The organism is Pseudomonas sp. AE27, assembly GCF_037113495.1.
GTDB lineage: Bacteria > Pseudomonadota > Gammaproteobacteria > Pseudomonadales > Pseudomonadaceae > Aquipseudomonas > Aquipseudomonas palmensis.
This window is the reverse complement of record NZ_CP146966.1, coordinates 1672402-1697379: the sequence shown is the minus strand read 5'-3', so window position 1 is coordinate 1697379 and position 24978 is coordinate 1672402. Positions and strand designations below refer to the sequence as shown.

Here is a 24978-nt window from a genome sequence, read left to right as displayed (position 1 = left end):
CCCATGACCAAGCGTTGCCTGCCTGCCCTGCTGCTCGCCTGCCTGGTGCAGTGGCTGGCGATAAGCGCCATGGCACAGGAGCCGGGGGTTGCCCGCCAACTGCTCGGGCGCTCGGTCAGCAGCAGTGCGCCACCCCCGCTGACCCTCGCCGAACGTCGGTGGCTCAAGCACAAGCAGGTGCTGCGCCTGGGCACCTCGGCGCCGGACTACCCGCCCTTCGACATCAATGTGAGCCAGCACGACTATGAAGGGGTCAGCGCCGACTTCGCCGGCCTGATCGGCGAGCAGTTGAAGATCCCGGTGCAGGTGCTGCAGTTCCCGAACCGTATCCAGGCCATCGCCGCCCTGCACAGTGGCCAGATCGACCTGCTGGGCAGCGCCAACGGCTACGAAGCCGCCGACAGCGCACTGGTGATGAGCCAGCCCTACGCCGACGACCAGCCGATCATCGCGACCCCCGTCGGCGTGACCCATGACCCTGACGACCCGCTCGACGGGCTGACGCTGTCGATGGTCGAACACTACCTGCCACCGTCGCTGGTACGCCAGCTCTACCCCCGGGCGAACCTGCAACTGTACGCCTCGACCATGTCGGCCCTGTCGGCGGTGGCCCTGGGCCAGGCCGATGCATTCATCGGCGACGCGATCAGTTCCGACTACCTGATCGGCAAGAACTACCGCGAAAGCCTGCAGATCTCCCACTACGTCAAACCCCAGCGCTCTTCCTTCGGCTTTGCCCTGGTGCGCGAGAACACCGCGTTGCTGGACCTGGTGAACAAGGCATTGGGCAGCATCACCGACAGCGACCGGTTGAACGTGATGCGCCGCTGGACCAGCGGCGTGAGCAGCATCCTGCTCAACCGGGCGGACATCGCGCTGACCGACGAAGAGCGACACTGGATCGCGCAGCATCCCAGCGTGCGCGTGGTCATCAACAAGTACTTCGCGCCCCTGAGCTTCTTCGACGAAAACCAGCACTTTCGCGGCATCACCGCTGACGTGCTGGCGCAGATCAGCCTGCGCAGCGGGCTGAAGTTCCAGATCATCGAGACCGACTCGGTGCCCACCATGATCAGCATGGTCGAACAGGGCGAAGCCGAGGTCGTCGGCGCGCTCAACTATGGTGAGCAGCGCGCCAGAACCCTGGCCTTCACCCGGCCCTACCTGGCCAACCCGCGGGTGCTGGTGACCAGCGTGCGCGATACGTCGATCCGCCACCCCGACCAGCTCGACGGCAAGCGCCTGGCGATCATTCGCGGTACACCGGTGAGCGCCGAACTGCGCCAGCGCTATCCCGCCATCAGCCTGATCGAAGTCGACGACCCGCTGGCACTGATGGAGTACGTGGCCCAGGGCCGCGCGGACGCGGCGCTCAGTTCGCAGATCAACGCCGCCTACTTCATCAGCCGCATGTTCAAGGACCGCCTGCGCATCGCCACCCTGCTGGACGACACCCCTGCCCTCGCCGCCTTCGCCACCGAACGTTCTTCGCCACTGCATGCGATATTGGAAAAATCCCTGCTCAGCATCCCGCCCGAGCAGATGACCCAGCTGGTCAATCGCTGGCGCATCAACGCCCTGATCAGCGACACGCCCTGGCGCAACTACCGCTCGCTGGTGCTGCAGATTCTTGGCATCGCGGTGGCGCTGGTGCTTGCCATAGCGTTGTGGAACCGTTACCTGCGCAAGCTGATGCAGCAACGCGCCGAGGCCGAGCAGGCCCTGCAACTGCAGCTGCGCATCAGCGAACACCTGCTCGAAGAGCTGCATGTGGCCAAGGAACAGGCCGACAGCGCCAACCACGCCAAGAGCACCTTCCTGACCACCATGAGCCACGAGATCCGCACCCCCATGAACGCGGTGATCGGCCTGCTCGAGCTTGCCCTGAAGGATGCCGCACAGGGCCGCACCGACGAGCACTCCCTGCAGGTGGCATTCGATTCGGCCAGCAGCCTGCTGGAGCTGATCGGCGACGTGCTGGACATCGCCCGCATCGAATCCGGACACATGAGCCTGGCGCCACAACCCACCGACCTGGGTGCGCTGGTACGCAGCACCGTGCAGGTGTTCGAAAGCAGCGCCCGTCTCAAGGACATCAGCCTGACCCAGGACCTGCAGCCCCCCGCCGCCCTGGTGGAGATCGACCCGCTGCGTTTTCGCCAGATCCTGTCCAACCTGCTGGGCAATGCCATCAAGTTCACCGAGCGCGGCGGCGTCAGCGTGCGCCTGCAGTGCCAGCCCACGCCGTGCGGCAAGCAGGTGCACATGCACCTGGCCGTCGAGGACAGCGGCATCGGCATCAGCCAGCCGGACCAGCAGCGCCTGTTCCACCCCTTCATCCAGGCCGGCAGCCAGCCGGCTCGCCAGGGCACCGGCCTGGGCCTGGTGATCAGCCGGACCCTGTGCGAACTGATGCAGGGCAGCCTGGAGCTGCACAGCACCCCGGGCCATGGCACCCAGGTCACGGTCAGCCTGCCGCTGATGCTGGCCAGCACTGCCAGTCAACCCGAGGAACCGGCCCAGGAGCCAACGGCGCAGGCCAGCCAGCGGCTGAACATCCTGGTGGTCGACGACTACCCCGCCAACCTCATGCTGCTGGAAAAGCAGCTGAGCGTGCTGGGCCATCGGGTGACCCAGGCCAGCGACGGCGCGGGCGGCCTGCAGGCCTGGCAGGCCGGGCGCTTCGACGCCGTGATCACCGACTGCAACATGCCCGGCATGGACGGCCACCAGCTGGCGCGCGAGATTCGTGCCCAGGAAGCCCAGGCGAAACGCCCGCCCTGCCTGATCCTGGGCCTGACCGCCAACGCCCAGGCCGACGAACGCGAACGCTGCCTGGCGTCGGGCATGGATGACTGCCTGTTCAAGCCGATCGGCCTGGGCGCCTTGAGCCGTCACCTGTCGGGGGTGGATACCCCCGAGCCGCAGGCGCCACCCGAGCCCCGCGCCGAGGACAACAGCGGTTTCAACATCGACAACCTCAAGCACCTGACCCTGGGTGACCCACGGCTGATCAAGCGTCTGCTGACGGAGCTGGAGCGCAGCAGCGCCGAAGACCTCGAGGCGTTGCGTGCATTGGGCTCAGGCGCGAGTCGACAGCAACTGCGCAGCCTGTCGCACCGCATCAAGGGCGGCGCCAAGATGCTCAAGGCCCATGGCCTGGTGGGGCACTGCGATGCGCTGGAGCAGGCCTGTACCGGCAAGGCCCCGGACAAGGCCATCGAGGCGTTGCTGGCGGCGCTGGAACAGAGCCTGAAAGATCTGCATGAACACCTGCAGCGATCCATCGCCGCCGGCTGAGATGCGGCTCAGTGCAGTTGCAGGGTCGAGTTGATCTGGCTGATGGCGTCCACCACGTGCTGCGAACCCTGCTGGATTTCCAGGATCACTTCCCCCGCCTCATTGGCCAGTTCCACCCCCAGCCCGGTGCGGCTGAGGCTCGACTGCATGCTGGCCACCGCATTGAGTGAAAGGTCGTGGTTCTGGCGCACCACATCGACGATCTCCAGGGTCGCCTTGCTGGTGCGTGCCGCCAGGCTGCGCACCTCGTCGGCCACCACGGCAAAGCCGCGGCCGTGTTCACCTGCCCGCGCCGCCTCGATGGCGGCGTTCAGGGCCAGCAGGTTGGTCTGGTCGGCAATGCTGCGGATGGTCTGCACGATCTGCCCGATCAGTTCCGACTGCTTGCTCACCGCATCGATGCTGCGGGCTGCGGCATTGAGCTCGCGGGAGATCTCCTCGATCACCTGCACCGTATGCTGCACCACTTCCGAGCCCTTGCGCGCGCAGGCATCGTTCTGCACCGAGGTGGCGTGGGCCGCTTCGGCAGCCGTCTGCTGGGTACATACCTGGTGGGTGATGTCGCTGGCGAACTTGACCACCTTGTACAGGCGGCCACGGGTATCGAAGATCGGATTGTAGGAAGCTTCCAGGTACACCATCTGCCCGAGTTTGTTCTTGCGCTCGAAACGATGGGAATGGTACTCGCCGCGATTGAGTGAGGCCCAGAATGCCTTGTAGGCGCTCGACTCGCTTTCGCTGCGGTGGCAGAAAAGGCTGTGGTGCTGGCCAATGACCTCCTCGGCCCGGTAATGCATGGTCTTGAGGAAGTTCTCGTTGGCACGGATCACATTGCCTTCGGGGGTGAACTCGACCATCGCCATGGAACGGCTGATGGCATTGATCAGGCTTTCGCTCTCATGCTCCTCGACCACCCGCCGGGTGATGTCGGAGGCGACCTTGATCACGCTGGTGACCTGCTGGTTGGCGCCGAACACCGGCATGTAGCTGGCCTCCAGCCATACATCGTGCCCGGCCTTGTCGCGCCGCAGAAAGGTACCGCTGTGGGCCTCGCCCCGCGCCAGGTCGCGCCACAGGGTGCGGTACGCATCGCTCTTGACGTAGTCGGGCTCGCAGAAAATGCGGTGGTGCTTGCCGATGATCTCCTCGGCGGCATAGCCCAGGGTGGAGCAGAAACGCTCGTTGGCTTCGAGAATCACCCCGTCGGGGCTGAACTCGATCATGGCCATCGAGCGGCCTATGGCCGCAAGCTTGGCATTGGAGTGGTGTAACGCTTGGGTGCAACGCTCGATTTCAGCCAGGTCAGACTTGCGATGGGCGTTAAACATTGGTTACCACTCCATTGGCGGTTTTTGCTCAGCATAGATGCACTTCTGTACCCTGCAAGCCAACTGCCATCACCGTTTATCACCCCACGTCAACTGCTTTCGCGCACCATCAATTCGAAGCCCAGGTCCTGGGTGCGCGGCTGCCCGCCCTTGCCGTCGAGCAACGCCAGCAGCGCCTGCGCAGCCTGCCGCCCCACGGCAGCGCGCGGGGTGCGAATGGAGGTCAGGCGCGGTACCAGGTGAGCCGATGCCGGCAGGTCGTTGAAGCCCACCATCGCCACCTGCCCCGGCACCTCGATGCCCTGGCGCAAGGCCTGCAGAATCGCGCCCTGGGCCAGGTCGTCGTTGCAGAAGAACAGCCCGTCCACCTCCGGGTGACGCTCGAGCAACTGGCTGAACAGCTCGCCGCCCAGGCCGATGGATGACGGCTGCGGTGCGAGCATTTCAAGTGCCGGGTCATACAGCCCTGCATCGTCCAGCGCCTGGCGGAACCCGTCGGCGCGTTGCATCACCCGCGGATCGAGCTGCGCGGCAATGAAGCCCAGGCGCCGCCGCCCGCGTTCGATCAGGTGCCGGGCAGCCGCGCGCCCGGCCTGCTGCTGGGAAAACCCGACCGAAGTGGCCGTGTCCGGCCCCCCCAGCTCCATCATGTGCACGCAGGGCACACCACTGGCGGCCAGCATCTGCTGCGACGCCTCGGTGCGGTCAAAACCGGTGAGCAGCATGCCGCACGGCTGGTAGGCCAGGTAGTTGCGAATCAGGTTCTCCTCTTCGGCCACGTCGTAGTGGAAGTTGCCGATCAGCACTTCAAGGCCGCGCGGGCGCATCACGTCGTGGATGGCTTCGAGGGTTTCGATGAACAGCTGGTTGGACAGCGACGGAATCAGCACCACCACCGACTGGCTCTGTGCCGACGCCAACGCGCGGGCTGCCGGGTTGGCGACATAGCCCAGCGCTGCGGCAGCATCCTTGACCTTCTGCACCAGTTCCGGGGCAACCGTGCTGATGCCGCGCAGGGCGCGCGAGGCGGTGATCGGGGAAACCCCGGAAAGCCTGGCCACTTCAGCCAGGGTGGGACGACCGGTAGTACGGGAGCCAATGCGGGTCATGGGGGCTTTTATTTTTCGGCTTGCAAAGAGAAGGGAACGGGCACTAAGGTAGCGCTGTCTCAGACGTCAGGCAATGCATAACTGCAGGTGCACGGCGATGAGCGCCCAGACTGCTTTTACAAAACCAATAACAACCGGGTGGGAAGCCGCCGAGGCGTTGTCAGCCTCGGCCAAAGATAGCGCTATCTCGCCCCGCAGGAGGTACCGATGAACTCTCCCCTGTCCGCTATTGTGGTGATGGGCGTGGCTGGCTGCGGCAAGAGCTGCGTCGGTTCTGCCATCGCCGATTGCAGCGGCGGCCGCCTGATCGAAGGCGATGCCTTTCACCCTGCCGCCAACATCCAGAAGATGAGCGCCGGCATTCCCCTTGACGATGACGACCGCGCTGGCTGGCTGATCCGCCTGGGCGAAGAGCTGCAGGCCACCCTCAAGGCCGGCGAACGGCCGATCCTCACCTGCTCGGCGCTGAAAAAGCGCTACCGCGACGCCCTGCGCCACGCCGTACCCGACCTGGGCTTCGTGTTCCTCGAACTGACGCCCCAGGAAGCCGAACGCCGCGTGCTGGCACGCCCCGGCCACTTCATGCCGGCAAGCCTGATCGACAGCCAGTTCGCCGCCCTGGAGTCGCCGCGCGGCGAAACCCTGACCCTGACCCTGGACGCCACCCAACCCATCGCCCAGCTGGCCCGTCAGGTAGACACCTGGCTAAAGCCCTGCGGTGAGTCGGCGCTGGCGCGAACTGCCTGATTTTCCGGGAGTTTTCCGGCTCACCAAAGATAGCGCTGTCTCGACTGCTGCACGCTGTAAAAGTTCCGCCCACAACAATGACAATACGAGGCACTGAACCATGTTCGGTCTGGCAACTGATACCTACCTCTTGCTCGATGCACTGGTGACCATCATCGGCCTGGTGCTGCTGATCACCCACTTCAAGGTGCACCCTTTCGTGGCGCTGACCCTGGCCGCGGGCTTTCTGGGCCTGACCTCCGGCATGCCGGTAGCCAAAGTGATGAAGTCGTTCCAGGACGGTTTCGGGGGCGTACTCGGCTTTGTCGGGATCGTGCTGGCACTGGGCACCATGCTCGGCAAGCTGATGGCCGATTCCGGCGGCGCCGACCAGATCGCGCAAACCCTGATTCGCGCCTTCGGCAAGCAGAAGGTGCACTGGGCCATGATGTTCGCCGCCTTCCTGGTGGGCATCCCGCTGTTCTTCGAAATCGGCTTCGTGCTGCTGATACCCCTGGTGTTCATCGTTGCCCGGCGCACCGGGGTATCGCTGATCAAGATCGGCATTCCGCTGCTGGCCGGGCTGTCGGTGGTGCACGGGCTGGTGCCGCCGCACCCGGGCCCGCTGCTGGCCATCGGCGTGTTCGGCGCCGACATCGGCAAGACCATCTTCTACGGGCTGATCGTGGCGCTGCCCACGGCGATCATCGCCGGGCCGCTGTACGGCACGTTCATTTCGCGGTACATCCCCGGCTCGCCGTCCCAGGAGCTGATGGACCAGATCGCCCGCGAAGCCGAGCGCACGCAACTGCCCAGCTTCGCCATCACGCTGGTAACCATCCTGCTGCCGGTGTTCCTGATGCTGCTCAAGACCTTCGCCGACGTGGTACTGCCGGCCGAGCACATCTTTCGCCAGTGGATGGACCTGATCGGGCACCCGATCACGGCGCTGCTGGCAGCCCTGCTGCTGGCCTTCTACACCTTCGGCTCAGCCCAGGGCTTCAGCCGCCAGCAGATCATGAAGATGCTCGACCAGAGCCTGGCGCCTACGGCGGCAATCGTGCTGATCGTGGGCGCTGGGGGCGGCTTCAAGCAGATGCTGGTGGATACCGGTGTGGGCAACGTGATCGGTCAGATGGCGGTACAGGCGCAGATCTCGCCGATCATGCTGGCCTGGCTGGTGGCGGCGGTGATTCGCATCGCCACGGGATCGGCGACGGTGGCGACCATTACCGGTGCGGGTATCGTGGCCCCGGTGATCGGCATGATACCGGGCGTGAACCGCGAGCTGCTGGTGCTGGCCACGGGGGCCGGCTCGCTGATCCTGTCGCATGTCAACGATGCGGGCTTCTGGCTGGTCAAGCAGTACTTCAACATGACCGTGGCCGAAACCTTCAAGACCTGGAGCATGATGGAAACCATCCTGTCGGTGGTGGGCATCATCTTCATCATGCTGTTGTCGCTGGTGGTCTGACGGCATCGCCGCAAAGCCAGCCCACAGGTTCTGGCCGTACCGCAGAACCCTGTGGAAGCTGGCTTGCCAGCGAAGATGCCCTAGAAGGCTGCCTTGAAGATCGCCTCGATCTCGGCCTGGCTGGCCCGCCGCGGGTTGGTCAGGCCGCAGGCATCCTTGAGCGCGTTGGCCGCCAGGGTCGGCACATCCGCCACCCGCGCACCCAGCACCTCCAGCCCCGGCGGGATCTCGATATCGTCGCTCAGTTGCACGATGGCCTGGATCGCCGCATCGGCACCCTGCGCCGCGTTCAGCCCCTCCACCGCCACGCCCATCGCCTGTGCCACATCACGCAGGCGCGCTGCGCTCACCGCCGCATTGAACCGCTGCACATGGGGCAGCAGCACCGCGTTGCACACCCCGTGCGGCAGGTCGTAGAAGCCACCGAGCTGATGCGCCATCGCGTGCACGAACCCCAGCGAAGCATTGTTGAACGCCATGCCGGCGAGGAACTGCGCATAGGCCATGTTCTCCCGCGCGGTCAGGTCCTGCCCGTCGATCACCGCCTGGCGCAGGTTGCGGCTGATCAGCTCGATGGCCTTGAGTGCGCAGGCGTCGGTGATCGGCGTGGCCGCCGTGGATACATAGGCCTCGATGGCGTGGGTCAGTGCATCCATACCGGTGGCCGCCGTCAGCGACCTGGGCATGCCGACCATCAGCGCCGGGTCGTTCACCGACAGCAACGGGGTGACGTTGCGGTCGACGATGGCCATTTTCACGTGGCGTGCCTCGTCGGTGATGATGCAGAAGCGCGTCATCTCGCTGGCCGTACCGGCCGTGGTATTGATCGCGATCAGCGGCAATTGCGGCTTGGCGGAGCGGTCGACCCCTTCGTAGTCGCCGATGTGCCCGCCATTGGTGGCACACAGGGCAATGCCCTTGGCGCAGTCGTGGGGTGAACCGCCGCCCAGCGAAATCACGCAGTCGCAGTGCTCGCGCTTGAGCATCGCCAGGCCCTGCTCCACGTTGGCGATGCTCGGGTTGGGCTTGGCGCCGTCGAACACCACCGAGTCGATGTCACGCATCGCCAGCTGCTCGGCGATTCGCTGTGCCACGCCGGCCTTGGCCAGCCCGGTATCGGTGACGATCAACGCCTTGGCAAAGCCATAGCCGACAATGGCGGTCATGGCTTCGTCCAGGCAGTCGATGCCCATGATGTTGACGGCTGGGATGAAAAACGTGCTGCTCATGGCGGTATTCCTCAGGCTTTATATCTCTGCCTCAAGGATCCGCCCGTGGGCCACAGGGCATGTTGATCCAGCGCAAAGTCAGCCAAGAAACAGCCGATAGGCCGGGTTGTCGGTCTCGTCCCAGTAGCGATAGCCCATGCCGTCGAGGGTGCCTGGCAACTGCGCCAGCTCATCGTCCGGCACCTGCAGCGCCACGAACACCCGCGCCTCGGCAGCCCCGTGGTTGCGGTAGTGGAACAGGCTGATGTTCCAGCGCTTGCCCAGGCGCTCAAGAAAGCCCAGCAAGGCGCCAGGACGCTCCGGGAACTCGAAGCGCAGCACCCGCTCGTCGAGCGAGGGGGCCGAGTGGCCGCCCACGGTGTGGCGGATATGCAACTTGGCCAGCTCGTTTTCGGTCAGGTCCAGCACCTCGTAGCCCTGCCCGGCCAGGCTGGCCAGCAACTGCGCGCGCGGGTCGGTGTGCGGGTGGGTCTGCACGCCGACGAACAGGCGGGCCTCCTTGCCGGGCTGGTAGCGGTAGTTGAACTCGGTGATCTGGCGCTGGCCCAGGGCCTGGCAGAAGGCACGGAAGCTGCCCGGCTGCTCGGGGATGGTCACCGCGATGACCGCCTCGCGCTGCTCGCCCAGTTCGGCGCGTTCGGCCACATGGCGCAGGCGGTCGAAGTTGACGTTGGCACCGGAGTCGATTGCCACCAGGGTCTGGCCCGTCACGCCGCGGCTGGCCACGTACTTCTTGATCCCGGCCACCGCCAGCGCACCGGAAGGCTCGGTGATCGAGCGGGTGTCGTCGTAGATGTCCTTGATGGCCGCGCACAGCTCGTCGCTGCTGACCGTGACCACTTCGTCCACGTAATGCCGGCACACCTCGAAGCAATGCGCGCCGATCTGCGCCACCGCCACGCCGTCGGCGAAGGTGCCGACCTGGGGCAGCACCACCCGCTCGCCAGCGGCCAGCGCGGCCTGCAGGCAGTTAGAGTCATGCGGCTCGACGCCGATCACCTTTACCTGCGGGCGCAGGTACTTGACGTAGGCGGCGATGCCGGCGATCAGGCCGCCGCCACCCACCGGCACGAAGATCGCGTCCAGCTCGCCCGGTTGCTGGCGCAGGATCTCCATGGCCACGGTGCCCTGCCCTGCAATCACGTCCGGGTCGTCGAACGGTGGCACGAACGTGGCGCCTTCGCTCTGGGCCAGTTGCAGCGCATGGGCCAGCGCCCGCGGGAAGCTGTCACCGTGCAGCACCACATTGCCGCCACGCGAGCGCACCCCTTCGATCTTCAGCGCCGGAGTGGTGGTGGGCATCACGATGGTGGCGCGCATGCCCAGTTCACGGGCGGCCAGCGCCACGCCCTGGGCATGGTTGCCGGCGGACGCGGTGATCACCCCGCGCTCGCGCTGCTCGGTGCTCAGGCGACTGAGACGGGTGTAGGCCCCGCGGATCTTGAAGGAAAAGGTCGGCTGCAGGTCTTCGCGCTTGAGCAGCACGTTGTTGCCCAGGGTCTCGGACAGTGCCCGGGCGGGCTGCAGGGGCGTCTCGATAGCCAGGTCATATACCGGTGCGGCAAGAATCCTTCGCACGTAGTCCGACAGCAGGCTGGTGGCGCTGGTCGAGGTGCTGGGGCAGACGGTAAGGCTGGTCATCGGTGACTCCTGGTTTTTTTTGAAGTGCCCAGGAGTCAGAAAGGAAAAACCCGCCTCCAGGGCGGGTTAGGTGCAAGGTGCTCGCTAGCCCGCCAATCTGATAATGGCGGTAATAATGCTGTGCGAAGGCAACGCTGCGAATAAGCTCATGGCAGCGAAACTAGCCCAGGGCCTTTTTCAAGTCAATCATTCATTTTGCGCTCGTGCAGGCTTGCACGCCGCGTTCGTGCGCCGATTCGGGCACGCCGAACACCCGGTCGAAGCCCCACTGGAACACGAAGGCGTACACGAAGAAGAACACGAACAGCGCAAGGTTGGTGCCCAGTGCCGCCCACAGGCTGATGTCCAGCCACCAGGCCACCACCGGCAGCAGGATCAGCACCAGCCCGCCCTCGAAGCCGATGGCATGCAGCAGGCGCCGCACGAAGGTGCGGCTGCGTCGGGCCTGACGTGCCTCCCAGAACTCGAACAGGTAGTTGTAGAGCATGTTCCAGCCCAGGGCCATGCCCGACATGATCACCGACAGCACGGTGGAATGGGCCATGCCCTCATCGAAGGCCAACGCCAGGGCCGGTGCGACACAGGCCACCGCGATGACTTCGTACAGAATGGCCTGGGTGATCTTGCGGGTAACGCCTTGCATGACGGGCTCCTTTCAACGGTATGCCGCGCAGGCTAGGCTGATTGAAGCCGGGTTTCAATGGTGAAGCGGTCAACTGTCGTCGGCCGCAGGGGCCGGCAGACCGGCCAACACGCTGCCAGGCCATTGCGGGGCTCCCCGAATGGCCTGGCACAGGGCTCAATGGCCCTTGAGCTTGAGGTAGGACTGGTGCAGGTCGGACGCCCAGCCATCGAGAACTGCCTTTACATCGTCGGCCTTCATCACCTGGCTGTCGTTTTCCAGCGGCTTGCCACTGCCCTTGCGCACCACCTGGGCGAGCACCTTGTTGTTGCCGCCATCCAGAAACTGCGCCTCGGTGGCGATATCGGTTTCCTGGTCGCGGATGCCCGATGCAGTGCTTACCGCCGCGGCTACCAGCGCCACCGGAATCACTTCGTATGCCTTCAGGCCCTCGGTCTTGCTGCTGACGGCCGTGATCGCCGGGCGTACCACGATCACCCCCGGGCCAGGGCCGGTGGCCAGCGGCAACGACTTGCCCAGCTCGCGCTTGAGCGCCTGGTCGTAGTAGTGGGTGATGCCTTGCAGGGTGCTCTGCGGAATCCGCGCGGTAGGTTGCGGCTTGGGATACAGCTGGCTGGGCTCGATGTATACGCTGGTGTAGCGGTCGAGCTTGAGGTTCGGGTCGATCCAGCGCATCACCGTGGCACCGGAGGGCGAGGTGGTCTGCTTGAGACGGCTGTAGTCCTTGAGGAACCCGGAGTACTCGTCGGGCTGCACGGTGCTGCTCGAACAACCGGCCAGGCCCAGCCCGGCCAGGCACAAGGTGCCGATGATCAATGCGTGTTTCATGCGGTCGCTCCAGTGGCGCCTGAAGAAAGGCTTCCTAGGTATAGGCTACAGTTGGCGGTGCATCCATCGACGTGAGGCAACATGGCATTCCACAAACTGGCCCATACCCACCCGCGCCTCAGCGCCGCCGCACTGGTCGGCTGCCTGGGCGGCGTGTTCATCCCGGCAGACAACCTGGTGCAACACATCCTGGCGGGCTGGAACCTCGGGGTCTGGCTGTACCTGCTGCTGGTGTTCTGGCTGACCCTGCGGGCAAAACCGGGCCAGGTGCGCAAGGTGGCCTGCATCGAGGACGAAAATGCCGGGCTGGTGCTGTTTACCGTGAGTATCGCGGCCATCGCCAGCCTTGCCGCAGTCACCCTGCAACTGGCCAGCAGCAAGGGCCTGACCGGCAGCACCCAGGCCCTGCACTACCTGTACACCGGCCTCACCGTGGCCGGCTCGTGGCTGCTGATCGGCACCATCTTCAGCCTGCACTATGCGCGCCTGTTCTACACCAGCACCGCCAAGCAGCCGCTGCTGCGCTTTCCAGACGAGGAGCGCAACCCCGATTACTGGGACTTCCACTACTTCTCGTTCACCCTCAGCGTCGCGGTGCAAACCTCCGATGTGGGCGTCGCCGGGCGTGAACTGCGCCGCGTGGTGCTGGCCCACTCGGTGATCGGTTTCGTGTTCAACACCGCTATTCTGGGTTTCACCATCAACATCGCCGCCGGCCTGCTCAGCTGAGCCCGCCGCTGGTCTGAAATACCCGTGGCCCCCACCCTGCCCGCTTCAGCGGCCAGGACAGCCTCACCCGCCGCAATGCGGACCACGCAAACGCTTGCGCAACCCACACATAGCAAAAAGCCATTGTGACGCAGGTCAAACATCCTGCAACGGGGCGCAAACAAGCGGCGGACAGCGGCCGCATCGGTGCTATGGTTAGGGTCTTGGCCTTCCCTGGGCAGCGTGTCCCGGGTACAGGCATGCTCAGCGAATCGGGGTCAGCTGTAAAAGGAGGCCGGCATGAACAAGCTCACGTTTCCCAACGCCTGCCAGATGATGCGCTGGCACTTCCATCCCCTGGGCTTTGAAGCCAGCATGGATGCACCGCGCAGCATGGTGGCGCGCGTGTTCGACCGCGCCACCGGCGAAACCCTGCTGGCGATTGCCGGCATTCCGTGCGCCACACTGATGGCGGCGTCGGATGTGGAGCGCATCATCGAAGCGGTGGAAGACGAGCTTGAAGCGTTCCAGCCCTCGTGTGCGCTACGCTCGGCCTGACGCTGGCGCTCAGGCCTGCCCCACCGCCAGTCTCTCGATATCAGCCATGAAACGCTCGGCCGGCAGCGGCTGACCGAGCAGGTACCCTTGCAGCGAATCACACCCCAGACGGGTCAGGAAGTCCTGCTGGCGGTCGGTTTCCACCCCTTCGGCAACAATCCTCAACCCCAGTGCCTGTCCCAGCGCCACGATGGCCGACACGATTGCGGCATCGTCGCTGTCCTGCTCCAGGTCGCGCACGAAGCCACGGTCTATCTTCAACTCGTTGGCCGGCAGGCGCTTCAAGTACATCAGGCTTGAGTAGCCGGTACCGAAATCGTCGATGGACAGGTCCACGCCCATGTCCGACAGGCGCTGCAACACCATCAGGCTCGCATCGGCGTCGTGCATGGCGGTGGTTTCGGTGATCTCCAGGGTCAGGCTGTTGGCCGGCAGGCGATGACGCTGCAAGGCCGACGCCACGCTGTCCACCAGCCCGGCATGGCAGAACTGGATGGCCGACAGGTTCACTGCAACCCGCCAGTTTTCATAGCCCTGGTCCATCCAGCTGCGCATCTGGCGGCAGGCCTCGTCCAGCACCCACTCGCCGATCGGGATGATCAACCCGGTTTTTTCCGCCAGCTGGATGAAGCGATCGGGCAGCAACATGCCGTGCTGCGGGTGCTCCCAGCGCAGCAGGGCCTCGGCACCGATAGGCTGGCGCCCCACCGCATCGAACTTGGGCTGGTAGAACAGGCGCAACTGGCGCTGCTCCAGCGCCATGCGCAGGTCCTGCAGCAACTGCAGCTGCAGGCGCGCGTTGCTGTTCATCGACACATCGAAAAAGCTGTAGGCGTTCTTGCCGGCGCTCTTGGCGTGGTACATGGCCGCGTCGGCATTGCGCAGCAGCTCCATCTGGTCGGCGCCGTTGCCGGGGTACAACACGATGCCGACGCTGGCGGAGATCTGCAGGCTCTGCTCGGCCACCCGGAACGGGCGCGACACCAGGTTGACCTGCTTGGCGGCCACCCCCACCGCATCTTCAGGCTCGTCCAGCTCCACCAGCAGCACGAATTCGTCACCGCCGATGCGCGCCAGGGTGTCCTGGCTGTGCAGGTGGCCGCGCAGGCGCATCGCCACCTCCTTGAGCAACTGGTCGCCGGTGTGATGGCCGAACGCGTCGTTGACCGGCTTGAACCCGTCCAGGTCGATGAACATCAGCGCAAAGCAGCCGCCCTGCTCGGCCACCTTGGCGATGGCCTGCTCGATACGGTCGGTCAGCAGGCTGCGGTTGGGCAGCCCGGTGAGGGTGTCGTGCAGCGCCAGCTGGGTCAGCTCCTGGTTGGCCAGGGTCAGCGATTGCGCCAGCTCCGCAGTGCGCGCCTCCAGGCGTGCATCCAGCACCGAGGTCAGCAGCGCCACCGCCAGCACCGCCAGGGTGGTGATCAGCACCAAGTAGTCCAGGCCACTGCCGCTGAGCCCACCGTCCAGCGCGCCACAGAAGCTGCCGTCGGCAAAATTGGCCGCTGCCATGCCGGTGTAGTGCATGCCGACGATGGCAATGCCCATCACCACGGCGGCGCCGCCGCGAATCTGGCGTACATACGGGGTATTGCGGCGCAGGCGGAAGGCGATCCACAGTGCGGCCACCGACGCGCCTACTGCAATCAACAGCGAGGCGGCGAACAGCAGCGGGTCGTAGTCGATGCCCGGTTGCATCTGCATGGCAGCCATGCCGGTGTAATGCATGCTGCTGATGCCCGCGCCCATGATCAGCGCCCCCAGCGCCAGCACGCGGCCCGGCAGGCTCGGCTGGCTCACCAGCCACAGTGCGAAGCCCGACGAAAGCACCGAGATCACCAGCGACAGCGCGGTGAGGCCCAGGTCGTAGCCCAGCTCGATGGGCAGGCTGAAGGCAAGCATGCCGATGAAGTGCATCGACCAGATCCCGGTGCCCAGGGCCAGAGCACCGCCGACCATCCACAGGTACGCGGCACGGCCCTTGGCGGTGGCGATGCGCCCGGTCAGGTCCAGCGCCGTGTAGGACGCCAGAATCGCCACGCACAGCGAAATCAGGACCAGCGAGGAGGAATAACTACCGTTGAGCATGAAGGTTCCAAGGCCCGGTTGACGGGCGCTGTCCCGGCCCGGTGAAAAACCGATGATTGTACTCAACCTTTAGCGAAACGCACGGAGTTTCCGAGGGATGGCGGGATGTTTTTGGCGAATGGCCATCAGGCTTTGGAACCGCGTCGCGGCCTTCGCCAGCAAGGCTGGCTCCTACAATCACACCGCGGCCTGTAGGCGCCGGCGTTGCCGACGAACGCCTCGACGCATACTACCTGTCGGTCGCGGTACGGTCTTCAGCAGCAAGGCTGGCTGCCTCCCAGCCGCCCCCCAACGCCGCAATCAACTGCACGCTGGCCACCAGCCGGCCCTGCAGCAGGTTCAGCACGCTGCGTTCATTGCTCAACGCGGTGGTCTGCACGTTCACCACGTCCAGGTACCCGATCAGGCCCGCCTTGTACTGGTTCTCGGTCAGGCGCAGCGACTCGCGCGCCGACGCCAGCGCCTCATCGCGCACCTGCGCCTCATCGGCATACACTTTCAGCTGCACCAGGTAGTTTTCCACCTCCTGGAAGCCATCCAGCACGCTCTGACGGTACTGCGCCACAGTCTGGTCGTACACGGCCTTGGTACGGTCGACCTCGGCCGAGCGCTTGCCGGCATCGAACAGGGTCACGGCCAACTGCGGCCCCACCGACCAGAATCGGTTCGGCAAGCTGATCCAGTCGCTGAAGCTGCTACTGCTGTAGCCACCGCTCATGCTCAGGGTCAGGTCCGGGAAGTACGCCGCCCGCGCCACGCCGATATTGGCGTTGGCCGCCATCACCTTGCGCTCGGCCGAGGCAATGTCGGGGCGGCGCTCCAGCAGCTGCGACGGCAGCGCCAGCGGGATCTGCGGCAAGGCCGGTATGGTGGTGCTCGGCGCCAGGGCAAATTCGGCCGGCGCCTTGCCCATCAGCACGGCAATCGCATTCTCGAACTGCGCCCGCTGCCAGATCAGGTCGATCAGGTCGGCCTGGGTGCTCTTGAGCTGGGTCTGTGCCTGGGCCACCGCGTCCTTGCCCGAAACCCCGGCGCGGTACTGGTTCTGGGTCATGGTCAGCGAACGCTGATAGGCCGCCAGCGTGGCCTCGAGCAGGCGCTTCTGCTCGTCGATCACACGCAGCTGCAGGTAGTTCTGCACCAGCTCCGACTGCAGGCTCAGGCGTATCGCCGCCAGGTCCGCCAGGCTCGCCTCGGCACTCGCCTCGTTGGCGTTCAGGCCCTCACGCAGCTTGCCCCACAGGTCGGCTTCCCAGCTCACGCCCAGCTGGGCGCTGTACGTGTCGCGGATACCGCTGCTGTTGTTGCTCAGGCTCGAACTGCTGCTGCCGGTGCCCTGGCTGGAGCGGGTCTTGCCGGCGCTCAGGTCGAGGCTGGGAAACAGCGAAGCCCGGGCGCTGCGCACCAGGGTCTGGGCCTGGCGGTATTGCGCCTCGTACTGGGCCACCGTCTGGTTGTTGGCATTGAGCTGCTCGACCAGACCGTTGAGCTGCGCATCGCCGTACAGCTCCCACCAGGCCCCGCGCGCCAGGGCGTCGGACGGGTTGGCCTGTGTCCAGCCCTCAGCGTACTTGAACGCCACCGGCTCCGGCGCCTGCGGCCGGTGGTAGTCGGGGCTCAGGGTACAGGCGCTGAGCATCGCCAGGCACAGGGCCGAGGTCAGCAGGCGCGAACCACGGGCCGCCAGCACGCGCTGCAGGGAAGGTGGACAAACATCGGCAGGTCGGGTCATAGCGGGGTTTCCAAAGCAGCGTCGGTACGCACGCCGCGCCAGTGATTGAAGCGATGGCGCAAGCGGTCCAGATAGAGGTAGACCACCGGGGTGGTGTAAAGCGTGAGGATCTGGCTGAACACCAGCCCGCCAATGATGGTCAGGCCCAGCGGCTGGCGCATCTCGGCGCCCTCGGCGGTGCTCAGCAGCAACGGCAAGGCGCCCAGGATCGCCGCCAGGGTGGTCATCAGGATCGGCCGCAGACGCAGCAGGCAGGCCCGACGAATCGACTCCTGCGGGCTCAGCCCTTCATGGCGCTCCAGCTGCAGGGCCAGGTCGATCATCAGAATCGCGTTCTTCTTCACCACCCCGATCAGCAGGAACAGCCCCAGCAGCGAGATCAGGCTGAATTCGCTGCCGACCACGTACAGCGTCAGCAGCGCCCCTACCCCGGCCGACGGCAGGGTCGAGAGGATGGTCAGCGGGTGAATGTAGCTTTCATACAGAATCCCCAGCACCAGGTACACCGCCAGCAAGGCGCCGAGGATCATCCAGGGCTGGCCCTCCTGGCTCTTGGTGAAGGCATCGCCGGTACCGCCGAGCTTGGCGATCACGTCCTCGGGCAGGCCGACCTTGGCCACCGCGCGCTCCACCGCGGCCAGCGCCACGTCCTGGCTGACGCCTTCTGCGAGGTCGAACGAGATGTCCTCGGAGGCGAACTGCCCCTCGTGGCTGACACGGTCCTCGGCCAGGCTGTTCTCGTAATGGGCAAAGGTCGACAGCGGCACGCGCGCGCCGTCGGCGGTGATCACCTGGACCTGCTCCAGGGTGCGCGGGTCCTGCGCATACTTGGGGTTGACCTCCATCACCACCTGGTACTGGTTGAGGCTGTCGTAGATGGTCGAGATCTGGCGCTGGCTGTAGGCGTTGTTGAGCACGGCGGTGACCATGTTCATGTCGATGCCCAGGCGCTTGGCCTGCTCGCGATCGACCACCAGGGTCACCTGCTGGGTGCCGCTGCCTTCGCGGGCGTCGATGGCCGTCAGCTCCGGCAGCGCCTTGAACGCCGCCACCACCTTCGGGTACCACTCGCGCAACGCCGTCAGCTCGCCACTTTGCAGGGTGTAGAGAAACTGCGAGCTGCTCTGCTCGCGGCCACCGCCAAACTGCAGGTCCTGGTCGGCCATCAGGAACAGCCGCCCGCCGGGTACCTTGGGCATCTCCTTGCGCAGGCGCTCGATGATCTTCTGCGCCGACTCCTTGCGCTCCTTGATCGGCTTGAGGCGCACCAGCACCATGGCGTTGTTGATGCCGCTGTTGCCGCCGATGAAACCGGCCACGCTCTGCACGGCCGGGTCCTTGAGCAAGGCGCGCCGGTAGATTTCCATCTTCGGCTGCATCACCGCGAACGACAGCCCGTCGTCACCCCGCACAAAGCCCATCAGCTGGCCGGTGTCCTGCTGCGGCATCAGGGTCTTGGGCACCACCACGTACAGCGCCACGTTGACCACGATGGTCACCAGCAGGCTCAGCAGGGTCAGGCGGCGATGGCGCAGCGCCCAGCCCAGGCTGCGGTCGTAGCCGGCCATCATGCGCTGGTTGAGACGCTCGCTCCAACGCTGCAGGCGGGTCTGCTCGCCGGGGGCGTGAGGTTTGAGCCAGCGCGCGCAGAGCATCGGCGTGAGCGTCAGCGACACCACCAGCGACACCAGGATGGCCGCCGCCAGGGTGATGGAGAACTCGCGGAACAACGACTCGACGATGCCGCCCATGAACAGGATCGAGACGAACACCGCCACCAGCGAGGCGTTCATCGCCAGCAGCGTGAAGCCCACCTCCTTGGCGCCGAGGAAGGCCGCGGCCAGCGGCGCGACGCCTTCGTCGATATGCCGCGAGATGTTCTCCAGCACCACGATGGCGTCGTCCACCACCAGCCCGGTGGCGAGAATCAGCGCCATCAGCGACAGGTTGTTGAGCGAGAACCCGCACAGGTACATCACCGCGAAGGTGCCCACCAGCGACACCGGCACCGCCAGGGTCGGGATCAGCGAGGCGCGCAGGTTGCCCAGGAACAGGAACACCACCAGGATCACCAGCGCCACGGCGATCAGCAGCGTGTGTTCGGCCTCCTTGAGGGTGGCCTTGATCACCGGCGAGCGGTCCATGGCCACGTTCAGTTGCACGCTGGCCGGCATCAGGTCCTGCAACGCCGGCAACTGCTCCTTGATGCTCTCGATGGTCTTGATGATGTTGGCGCCGGTCTGGCGGTTGATCACCAGCAGCACCGCGTCCTTGTCGTTGAAGAAGCCGCTGTTGTAGCGGTTCTCCACGCCATCGGTGACCTTGGCCACGTGGCTCAGGCGCAGCACCGAGCCGTCCTGGTAGCGAATCACCAGCGGGCCGTAGTCCTTGGCTTTCTCCAGTTGATCGTTGGCCTGTACCTGCCAGCTGCGCTGGGTGTCCTCGATGAAGCCCTTGGGCCGGCGCACGTTGGCGTTGGCGATGGTCTGACGCACATCGTCCAGGCTCACGCCGTACTGGTTGAGCAGTTGCGGCTCCAGCTCGATGCGCACCGCCGGCAGCGAACTGCCGCCGATCTGCACCTCGCCCACACCCGGCACCTGGGACAGGCTCTGGGACAGGATGGTGGAGGCCAGGTCGTAGAGCTGGCCCTTCTGCAGTACATCGGAGGTCAGCGACAGCACCATGATCGGTGCCTGGGCCGGGTTGAACTTGTTGTAGGTGGGCATGCTCTTCATGCCGCTGGGCAGCAGGTTGCGCGTGGCATTGATGGCCGCCTGCACCTCGCGTGCGGCGCCATCGATGTCGCGCCCCATGTCGAAGCCCAGGATCACCCGCGTGGAGCCCTGGCTGGAGCGGCTGGTCAGGGTGTTGACCCCGGCGATGCTGCCCAGCGAGCGTTCCAGCGGGGTTGCCACGGTGGAGGCCATCACCTCGGGGCTGGCCCCGGGCAGGCTGGCCGACACCACGATCACCGGGAAGTCCATCTGCGGCAGCGGCGCCACCGGCAGCAGGCCGAAGCTGACCCCGCCCAGCAGCATGATGGCCAGGCTCAGCAGCATGGTCGCCACCGGGCGACGGATAAACGGGCCGGAGAGGTTCATGCGTCGGCCTGTTGCGGGTCAGGCTGACGGCGCCAGCGACGCGCCAGGCGGTCGAAGTACAGGTAGATCACCGGCGTGGTGAACAGCGTCAGCACCTGGCTCACCAGCAGCCCGCCCACCATCACCAGGCCCAGCGGCTGGCGCAGCTCGGCGCCCGAGCCGGTGGCGAGCATCAGCGGGATGGCCCCGAACAGCGCCGCCAGGGTGGTCATCAGGATCGGCCGGAAGCGCAGCAGCGCCGCCTGGTAGATCGCCGTCTGCGGGTCCATGCCCTGGTTGCGTTCGGCCTCCAGGGCGAAGTCGATCATCATGATCGCGTTCTTCTTGACGATACCGATCAGCAGGATGATGCCGATGATCGCGATCATGCCCAGGTCGTTGCCACTGATCATCAAGGCCAGCAGCGCGCCCACTGCGGCCGAGGGCAGGGTCGAAAGGATGGTCACCGGGTGGATGTAGCTCTCGTAGAGCACGCCGAGCACGATGTACATGGTCACCACCGCCGCCAGAATCAGCAGCAGGGTGCTCGACAGCGACGCCTGGAAGGCTTCGGCCGCGCCCTGGAAGCGGGTCTGCACGCCCAGCGGCATGCCGATCTGCTGCTGCACCTGTTCGATGACCTTGACGCCCTCGCCCAGCGACACGCCTTCGGCCAGGTTGAACGACATCATCACCGCCGGGAACTGGCCGATGTGGGCAATGGCCAGTTGCGCCTGGCGCTGCTCCACATGGGCCAGGCTCGACAGGCGCACCTGCGCGCCATCGGTGGTCTTGACGTAGATCTGGTCGAGCACCCTGGGCCCAAGGTCGGCCGCCGCAGCGGCCTGCAGCACCACGCGGTACTGGCTGGCCTGGGTATAGATGGTGGAGATCTGGCGCTGGCCGAAGGCGTCGTACAGCGCATTGGTGATTTCCGACACGTTGATGCCCAGACGGCTGGCGGCGTCGCGGTCGATCACCAGGAACACCTGCAGGCCCTTGTCCTGCAGGTCGCTGGCCACATCGGTCAGCTCGGGGCGATCATGCAACGCATCCACCAGCTTGCCGCTCCACTGCGCGAGCAGGTCGGCATCCGGCGACGACAGGCTGAACTGGTACTGGGTGCGGCTGACGCGGTCTTCGATGCTCAGGTCCTGCACCGGCTGCATGAACAGGCGAATGCCCACCAGCTTGTCCAGTTGCGGTTGCAAACGGGTGATGACCTGCGAGGCAGTGATGTCGCGCTCGCCGTGGGGCTTGAGGTTGATCAGCAACCGGCCGCTGTTGAGCGTGGCGTTGTCGCCGTCGACGCCGATGTACGACGACAGGCTCTGCACGGCCGGGTCCTGCAGGATCACCGCGCTCAGTTCCTGCTGGCGCTGGCTCATGGCGGCGAACGAGATCGACTGCGGGGCTTCGGAAATACCCTGGATCACCCCGGTGTCCTGCACCGGGAAAAAGCCCTTGGGCACCGCCAGGTACAGCAGCACGGTCAGGCCCAGGGTCGCCACCGCCACCAGCAGGGTCAGCGGCTGGTGGCGCAGCACCCACTGCAGGCCGCGACCATAGTGGGCGATCATCCAGTCGATCCAGGCACCGCTGGCGCGGTAGAAGCGCCCCTGTTCCTCTTCCCTGGGCTCGCGCTTGAGCAGGCGCGCGCACATCATCGGCGTGAGGGTCAGCGACACCACCAGCGAGATCAGGATCGCCACCGCCAAGGTGATGGCGAACTCGCGGAACAACCGCCCCACCACGTCGGCCATGAACAGCAGCGGGATCAGTACCGCGATCAGCGAGAAGGTCAGCGAGATCAGGGTGAAGCCGATCTGCCGGGCGCCCTTGAGCGCGGCCTGCATCGGCGTCTCGCCCTCCTCGATATGCCGCGAGATGTTCTCCAGCATCACGATGGCATCGTCCACCACGAAGCCGGTGGCGATGGTCAGGGCCATCAGCGTGAGGTTGTTGATCGAGAACCCGGCCAGGTACATCACGCCGAAGGTGCCGATCAGCGACAGTGGCACGGCGATCGACGGGATGAGGGTGGCGCTGGCCCGGCGCAGGAACAGGAAGGTCACCAGCACCACCAGCACGATGGCGATCAGCAGCTCGTGCTGCACATCCTTGACCGAAGCACGGATGGTCTGGGTGCGGTCGGTGAGCACCACCACGTCCAGCCCCGCCGGCAGGTTGTCGGTGATCGACGGCAGCAGCGCCTTGATCCGGTCGACCACCTCGATGACGTTGGCCCCAGGCTGGCGCTGGATGTTCAGCAGCACTGCCTGGCTCTGGTTGGCCCAGGCCGCCAGGCGCTCGTTCTCGGCGCCGTCGACGATCTCGGCAACGTCCTTCAGGCGCAGCGGCGCACCGTTCTTGTAGGCCAGGATCAGGTTGGCGTATTCCTCGGGGGAGCGCAGCTGGTCGTTGGCGTCGAGCATCGAGACCCGCGTGGGGCCGTCGAAGTTGCCCTTGGGCTGGTTGACGTTGGAGGCGCCGATCAGGGTGCGCACGTCGGCCAGGTTCAGCCCGGCCGAGGCCAGCGCGTCAGGGTTGACCTTGATGCGTACCGCCTGGCGCTGGCCACCGGCGATGCTGACCATGCCCACACCGCTGATCTGTGCGATCTTCTGCGCCATGCGCGTGTCGACCAGGTCGTTGAGCTTGGGCAGCAGCATGGTCTTGCTGGTGATGGCCAGGGTCAGTACCGGGGTATCGGCCGGGTTGACCTTGTTGTACACCGGCGGCGCCGGCAGGTCGCTGGGCAACAGGTTGCTGGCCGCGTTGATCGCCGCCTGCACCTGCTGCTCGGCGACGTCCATGTTCATTTCGAGGCTGAAGCGCAGGGTCAGTACCGAGGCACCGCCCGAACTGGTCGAGGCCATCTGGGTAAGCCCGGGCATCTGCCCGAACTGGCGCTCCAGCGGCGCGGTGACCGCGCTGGTCATCACCTGCGGGCTGGCACCGGGGTACAGAGTGATGACCCGGATGGTCGGGTAATCGACCTGGGGCAAGGCCGCCACGGGCAGCAACGTGTAGGCGATCAGGCCGGCCAGCACGATGGCAAGCATGCTCAGCGTGGTGGCGACCGGGCGCAGGATGAACAGCCGCGAAAGGTTCATGCGCCAGCCTTGCCCTGCTCGCCCGGCGTGGCCGAGAGGTCTTTCTTGTCCTGGCCCTGCAGGTGCTGGCCTGGGGTGGCGGGCACGTCGCTGCTGTCGTTGACCACTTCCACCTCGCTGCCGTCACGCAGGCGGTCGGTACCTTCGAGCACCACGCGCTCGCCTTTGGCCAGGCCTTCCTTGACCACCGTGAGGTCGCCGTCGCTGGCGCCGAGCTTGAGGCTGCGGATGGTCACCTTGTTGTCGCCGTCCATCACGTAGGCGAAGGTGCCGTTGGTGCCGAACTGCATCGCGGCCGATGGCGCCAGCACCACGTCCTTTAAGGTATCGGCCAACAGGCGCACGTTGACGAACTGGTTGGGGAACAGCATTTCATCCTGGTTTTCGAACCCGGCCTTGAACTTCAGGGTGCCGGTGGTGGTGTCGATCTGGTTGTCCAGGCTGCTCAGCACGCCCACCGAGAGCTGCTGGGTGTCGCCGCGGTCCCACGCCTGCACCGGCAGCTGGGCCCCGCTGCGGTAGCGCGACAGCACGGTGGTCAGCTCGGTTTCCGGCAGGGTGAAGACCACGGTGATCGGCTGGGTCTGGGTGATCACCACCAGTGCCGTGGTGTCGTTGGCCGCCACCAGGTTGCCGACGTCCAGCTGGCGCAGGCCCAGGCGCCCGCTGATGGGGGCACGAATCCTGGTGAAGTCGAGGTTGAGCCTGGCATCGCCCACCGCCGCCTGGTTGGTCTTGATGGTGCCCTGGTATTGGGCCACCAGCGCGGCCTGGGTATCGAGGGTCTGCTTGGCGATGCTGTCTTCGGCGAACAGGCCCTTGTAGCGCTCAAGGTCGATCTGGGCGTTTTTCAGCTGCGCCTGGTTCTGTGCCAGGGTGCCTTCGGCCTGCTGCAGGGCGATCTGGTAGCTGCGCGGGTCGATCTCTGCCAGCAGGTCGCCGGCCTTGACCCGCTGGCCTTCCTTGAAGTTGATCTTGACCAGCTCGCCGCCCACGCGGCTGCGCACGTTGACCGTGTTGGTCGCGGTCACGGTGCCCAGGGCCTTGTAGTACAGCGGGAAGTCGCCCACGGTGGCCGGCGCCACACGCACCGGTACCGGCCCGCCGAACGCGCCGAAACCTGGCCGCCCGCCCCCCGGCTTGCCTGCGCCCGGGGCCTTGGTCGCCGGCGATGAGGGCCAGAATACCCAGCACAGGCCGGCAATCAGCAGCAGGACCAGCAGGCTCAGCAGCCAGCGACGGGAGTGACGAGGACGGGCGGTTTGCATCGGTTGATCGGCCATTGTGCGGAAAGACTTCTCTTGAGGAGGCTGAACGATAAGCAGTAGAGCGGTTTTAGCAAAGCGCCTTTACCGGCTATTTACCTAGAGCTGACGTTGGCAAAGTGCTGAACTATAAATAAAAACGGCCTGGGC

Annotated in this window: 16 protein-coding genes; 5 read left to right on the top strand and 11 right to left on the bottom strand. The window is 65.6% G+C overall.

Going from position 1 to position 24978, the window contains the following annotated elements; translation table 11 throughout:
* Positions 1-3: 3 nt before the first annotated feature.
* The gene (locus V9K84_RS07825; protein WP_088514955.1) at positions 4-3300 is read left to right on the top strand and encodes a transporter substrate-binding domain-containing protein; all 3297 of its coding nucleotides are present in this window, start codon (positions 4-6) and stop codon (positions 3298-3300) included.
* Between the two features lie 8 nt (positions 3301-3308).
* On the opposite strand, the gene V9K84_RS07820 is transcribed toward V9K84_RS07825, so the two are convergent.
* Positions 3309-4628, bottom strand: a complete 1320-nt coding sequence (locus tag V9K84_RS07820; RefSeq protein ID WP_088514956.1) for a PAS domain-containing methyl-accepting chemotaxis protein — start codon at positions 4626-4628, stop codon at positions 3309-3311.
* A gap of 89 nt (positions 4629-4717) precedes the next feature.
* Positions 4718-5737 (bottom strand): LacI family DNA-binding transcriptional regulator, encoded by a 1020-nt coding sequence (locus V9K84_RS07815; protein WP_054914573.1) that lies wholly within the window; start codon positions 5735-5737, stop codon positions 4718-4720.
* 207 nt (positions 5738-5944) lie between these two features.
* Here V9K84_RS07815 and V9K84_RS07810 point away from each other — a divergent pair, with 207 nt between their 5' ends.
* Complete coding sequence (locus V9K84_RS07810; protein WP_043861445.1) at positions 5945-6484, top strand: gluconokinase; 540 nt, start codon at positions 5945-5947, stop codon at positions 6482-6484.
* Between the two features lie 100 nt (positions 6485-6584).
* Positions 6585-7937, top strand: a complete 1353-nt coding sequence (locus V9K84_RS07805) for a GntP family permease (protein ID WP_043861444.1) — start codon at positions 6585-6587, stop codon at positions 7935-7937.
* A gap of 80 nt (positions 7938-8017) precedes the next feature.
* Here the strand turns inward: V9K84_RS07805 and yiaY are convergent, their stop codons facing one another.
* From yiaY to V9K84_RS07785, 4 genes are all read right to left on the bottom strand, one after another.
* Positions 8018-9166: an L-threonine dehydrogenase gene (gene yiaY, locus V9K84_RS07800; RefSeq protein ID WP_054914574.1), complete on the bottom strand. Its 1149-nt coding sequence runs from the start codon at positions 9164-9166 to the stop codon at positions 8018-8020.
* Between the two features lie 78 nt (positions 9167-9244).
* A complete protein-coding gene (ilvA, locus tag V9K84_RS07795; RefSeq protein ID WP_088514957.1) occupies positions 9245-10807 on the bottom strand; it encodes a threonine ammonia-lyase, biosynthetic in 1563 nt (520 codons plus the stop codon).
* A gap of 190 nt (positions 10808-10997) precedes the next feature.
* Positions 10998-11450 carry a PACE efflux transporter gene (locus V9K84_RS07790; RefSeq protein ID WP_043861441.1) on the bottom strand — a complete coding sequence of 151 codons (453 nt, stop codon included), beginning with the start codon at positions 11448-11450 and terminating at the stop codon, positions 10998-11000.
* Positions 11451-11606: 156 nt separating this feature from the next.
* Positions 11607-12278: a DUF3313 domain-containing protein gene (locus tag V9K84_RS07785; protein WP_043861440.1), complete on the bottom strand. Its 672-nt coding sequence runs from the start codon at positions 12276-12278 to the stop codon at positions 11607-11609.
* Positions 12279-12359: 81 nt separating this feature from the next.
* Between V9K84_RS07785 and V9K84_RS07780 the strand changes: the two genes are divergently transcribed.
* Together V9K84_RS07780 and V9K84_RS07775 are read left to right on the top strand one after the other, a co-directional pair.
* The gene (locus V9K84_RS07780; protein ID WP_054914577.1) at positions 12360-13007 is read left to right on the top strand and encodes a DUF1345 domain-containing protein; all 648 of its coding nucleotides are present in this window, start codon (positions 12360-12362) and stop codon (positions 13005-13007) included.
* A 279-nt stretch (positions 13008-13286) separates the two neighbouring features.
* Positions 13287-13544 (top strand): DUF1652 domain-containing protein, encoded by a 258-nt coding sequence (locus V9K84_RS07775; protein ID WP_043861439.1) that lies wholly within the window; start codon positions 13287-13289, stop codon positions 13542-13544.
* Positions 13545-13553: 9 nt separating this feature from the next.
* On the opposite strand, the gene V9K84_RS07770 is transcribed toward V9K84_RS07775, so the two are convergent.
* The 5 genes from V9K84_RS07770 to V9K84_RS07750 form a co-directional block, all read right to left on the bottom strand.
* A complete protein-coding gene (locus V9K84_RS07770; protein ID WP_088514958.1) occupies positions 13554-15632 on the bottom strand; it encodes an EAL domain-containing protein in 2079 nt (692 codons plus the stop codon).
* Between the two features lie 229 nt (positions 15633-15861).
* Positions 15862-17364, bottom strand: coding sequence for an efflux transporter outer membrane subunit (locus V9K84_RS07765; protein WP_054914580.1), 1503 nt, complete (start codon positions 17362-17364; stop codon positions 15862-15864).
* Positions 17361-20468 carry an efflux RND transporter permease subunit gene (locus V9K84_RS07760; RefSeq protein ID WP_043861436.1) on the bottom strand — a complete coding sequence of 1036 codons (3108 nt, stop codon included), beginning with the start codon at positions 20466-20468 and terminating at the stop codon, positions 17361-17363. Before V9K84_RS07760 ends, V9K84_RS07765 begins: the two co-directional genes overlap by 4 nt.
* On the bottom strand, positions 20465-23563 hold the full coding sequence (locus tag V9K84_RS07755; RefSeq protein WP_058540138.1) for an MdtB/MuxB family multidrug efflux RND transporter permease subunit: 3099 nt from the start codon (positions 23561-23563) through the stop codon (positions 20465-20467). Before V9K84_RS07755 ends, V9K84_RS07760 begins: the two co-directional genes overlap by 4 nt.
* Positions 23560-24846: an MdtA/MuxA family multidrug efflux RND transporter periplasmic adaptor subunit gene (locus V9K84_RS07750; RefSeq protein ID WP_088514959.1), complete on the bottom strand. Its 1287-nt coding sequence runs from the start codon at positions 24844-24846 to the stop codon at positions 23560-23562. The genes V9K84_RS07755 and V9K84_RS07750 overlap by 4 nt, the downstream gene beginning before the upstream one ends.
* Positions 24847-24978 lie beyond the last annotated feature (132 nt).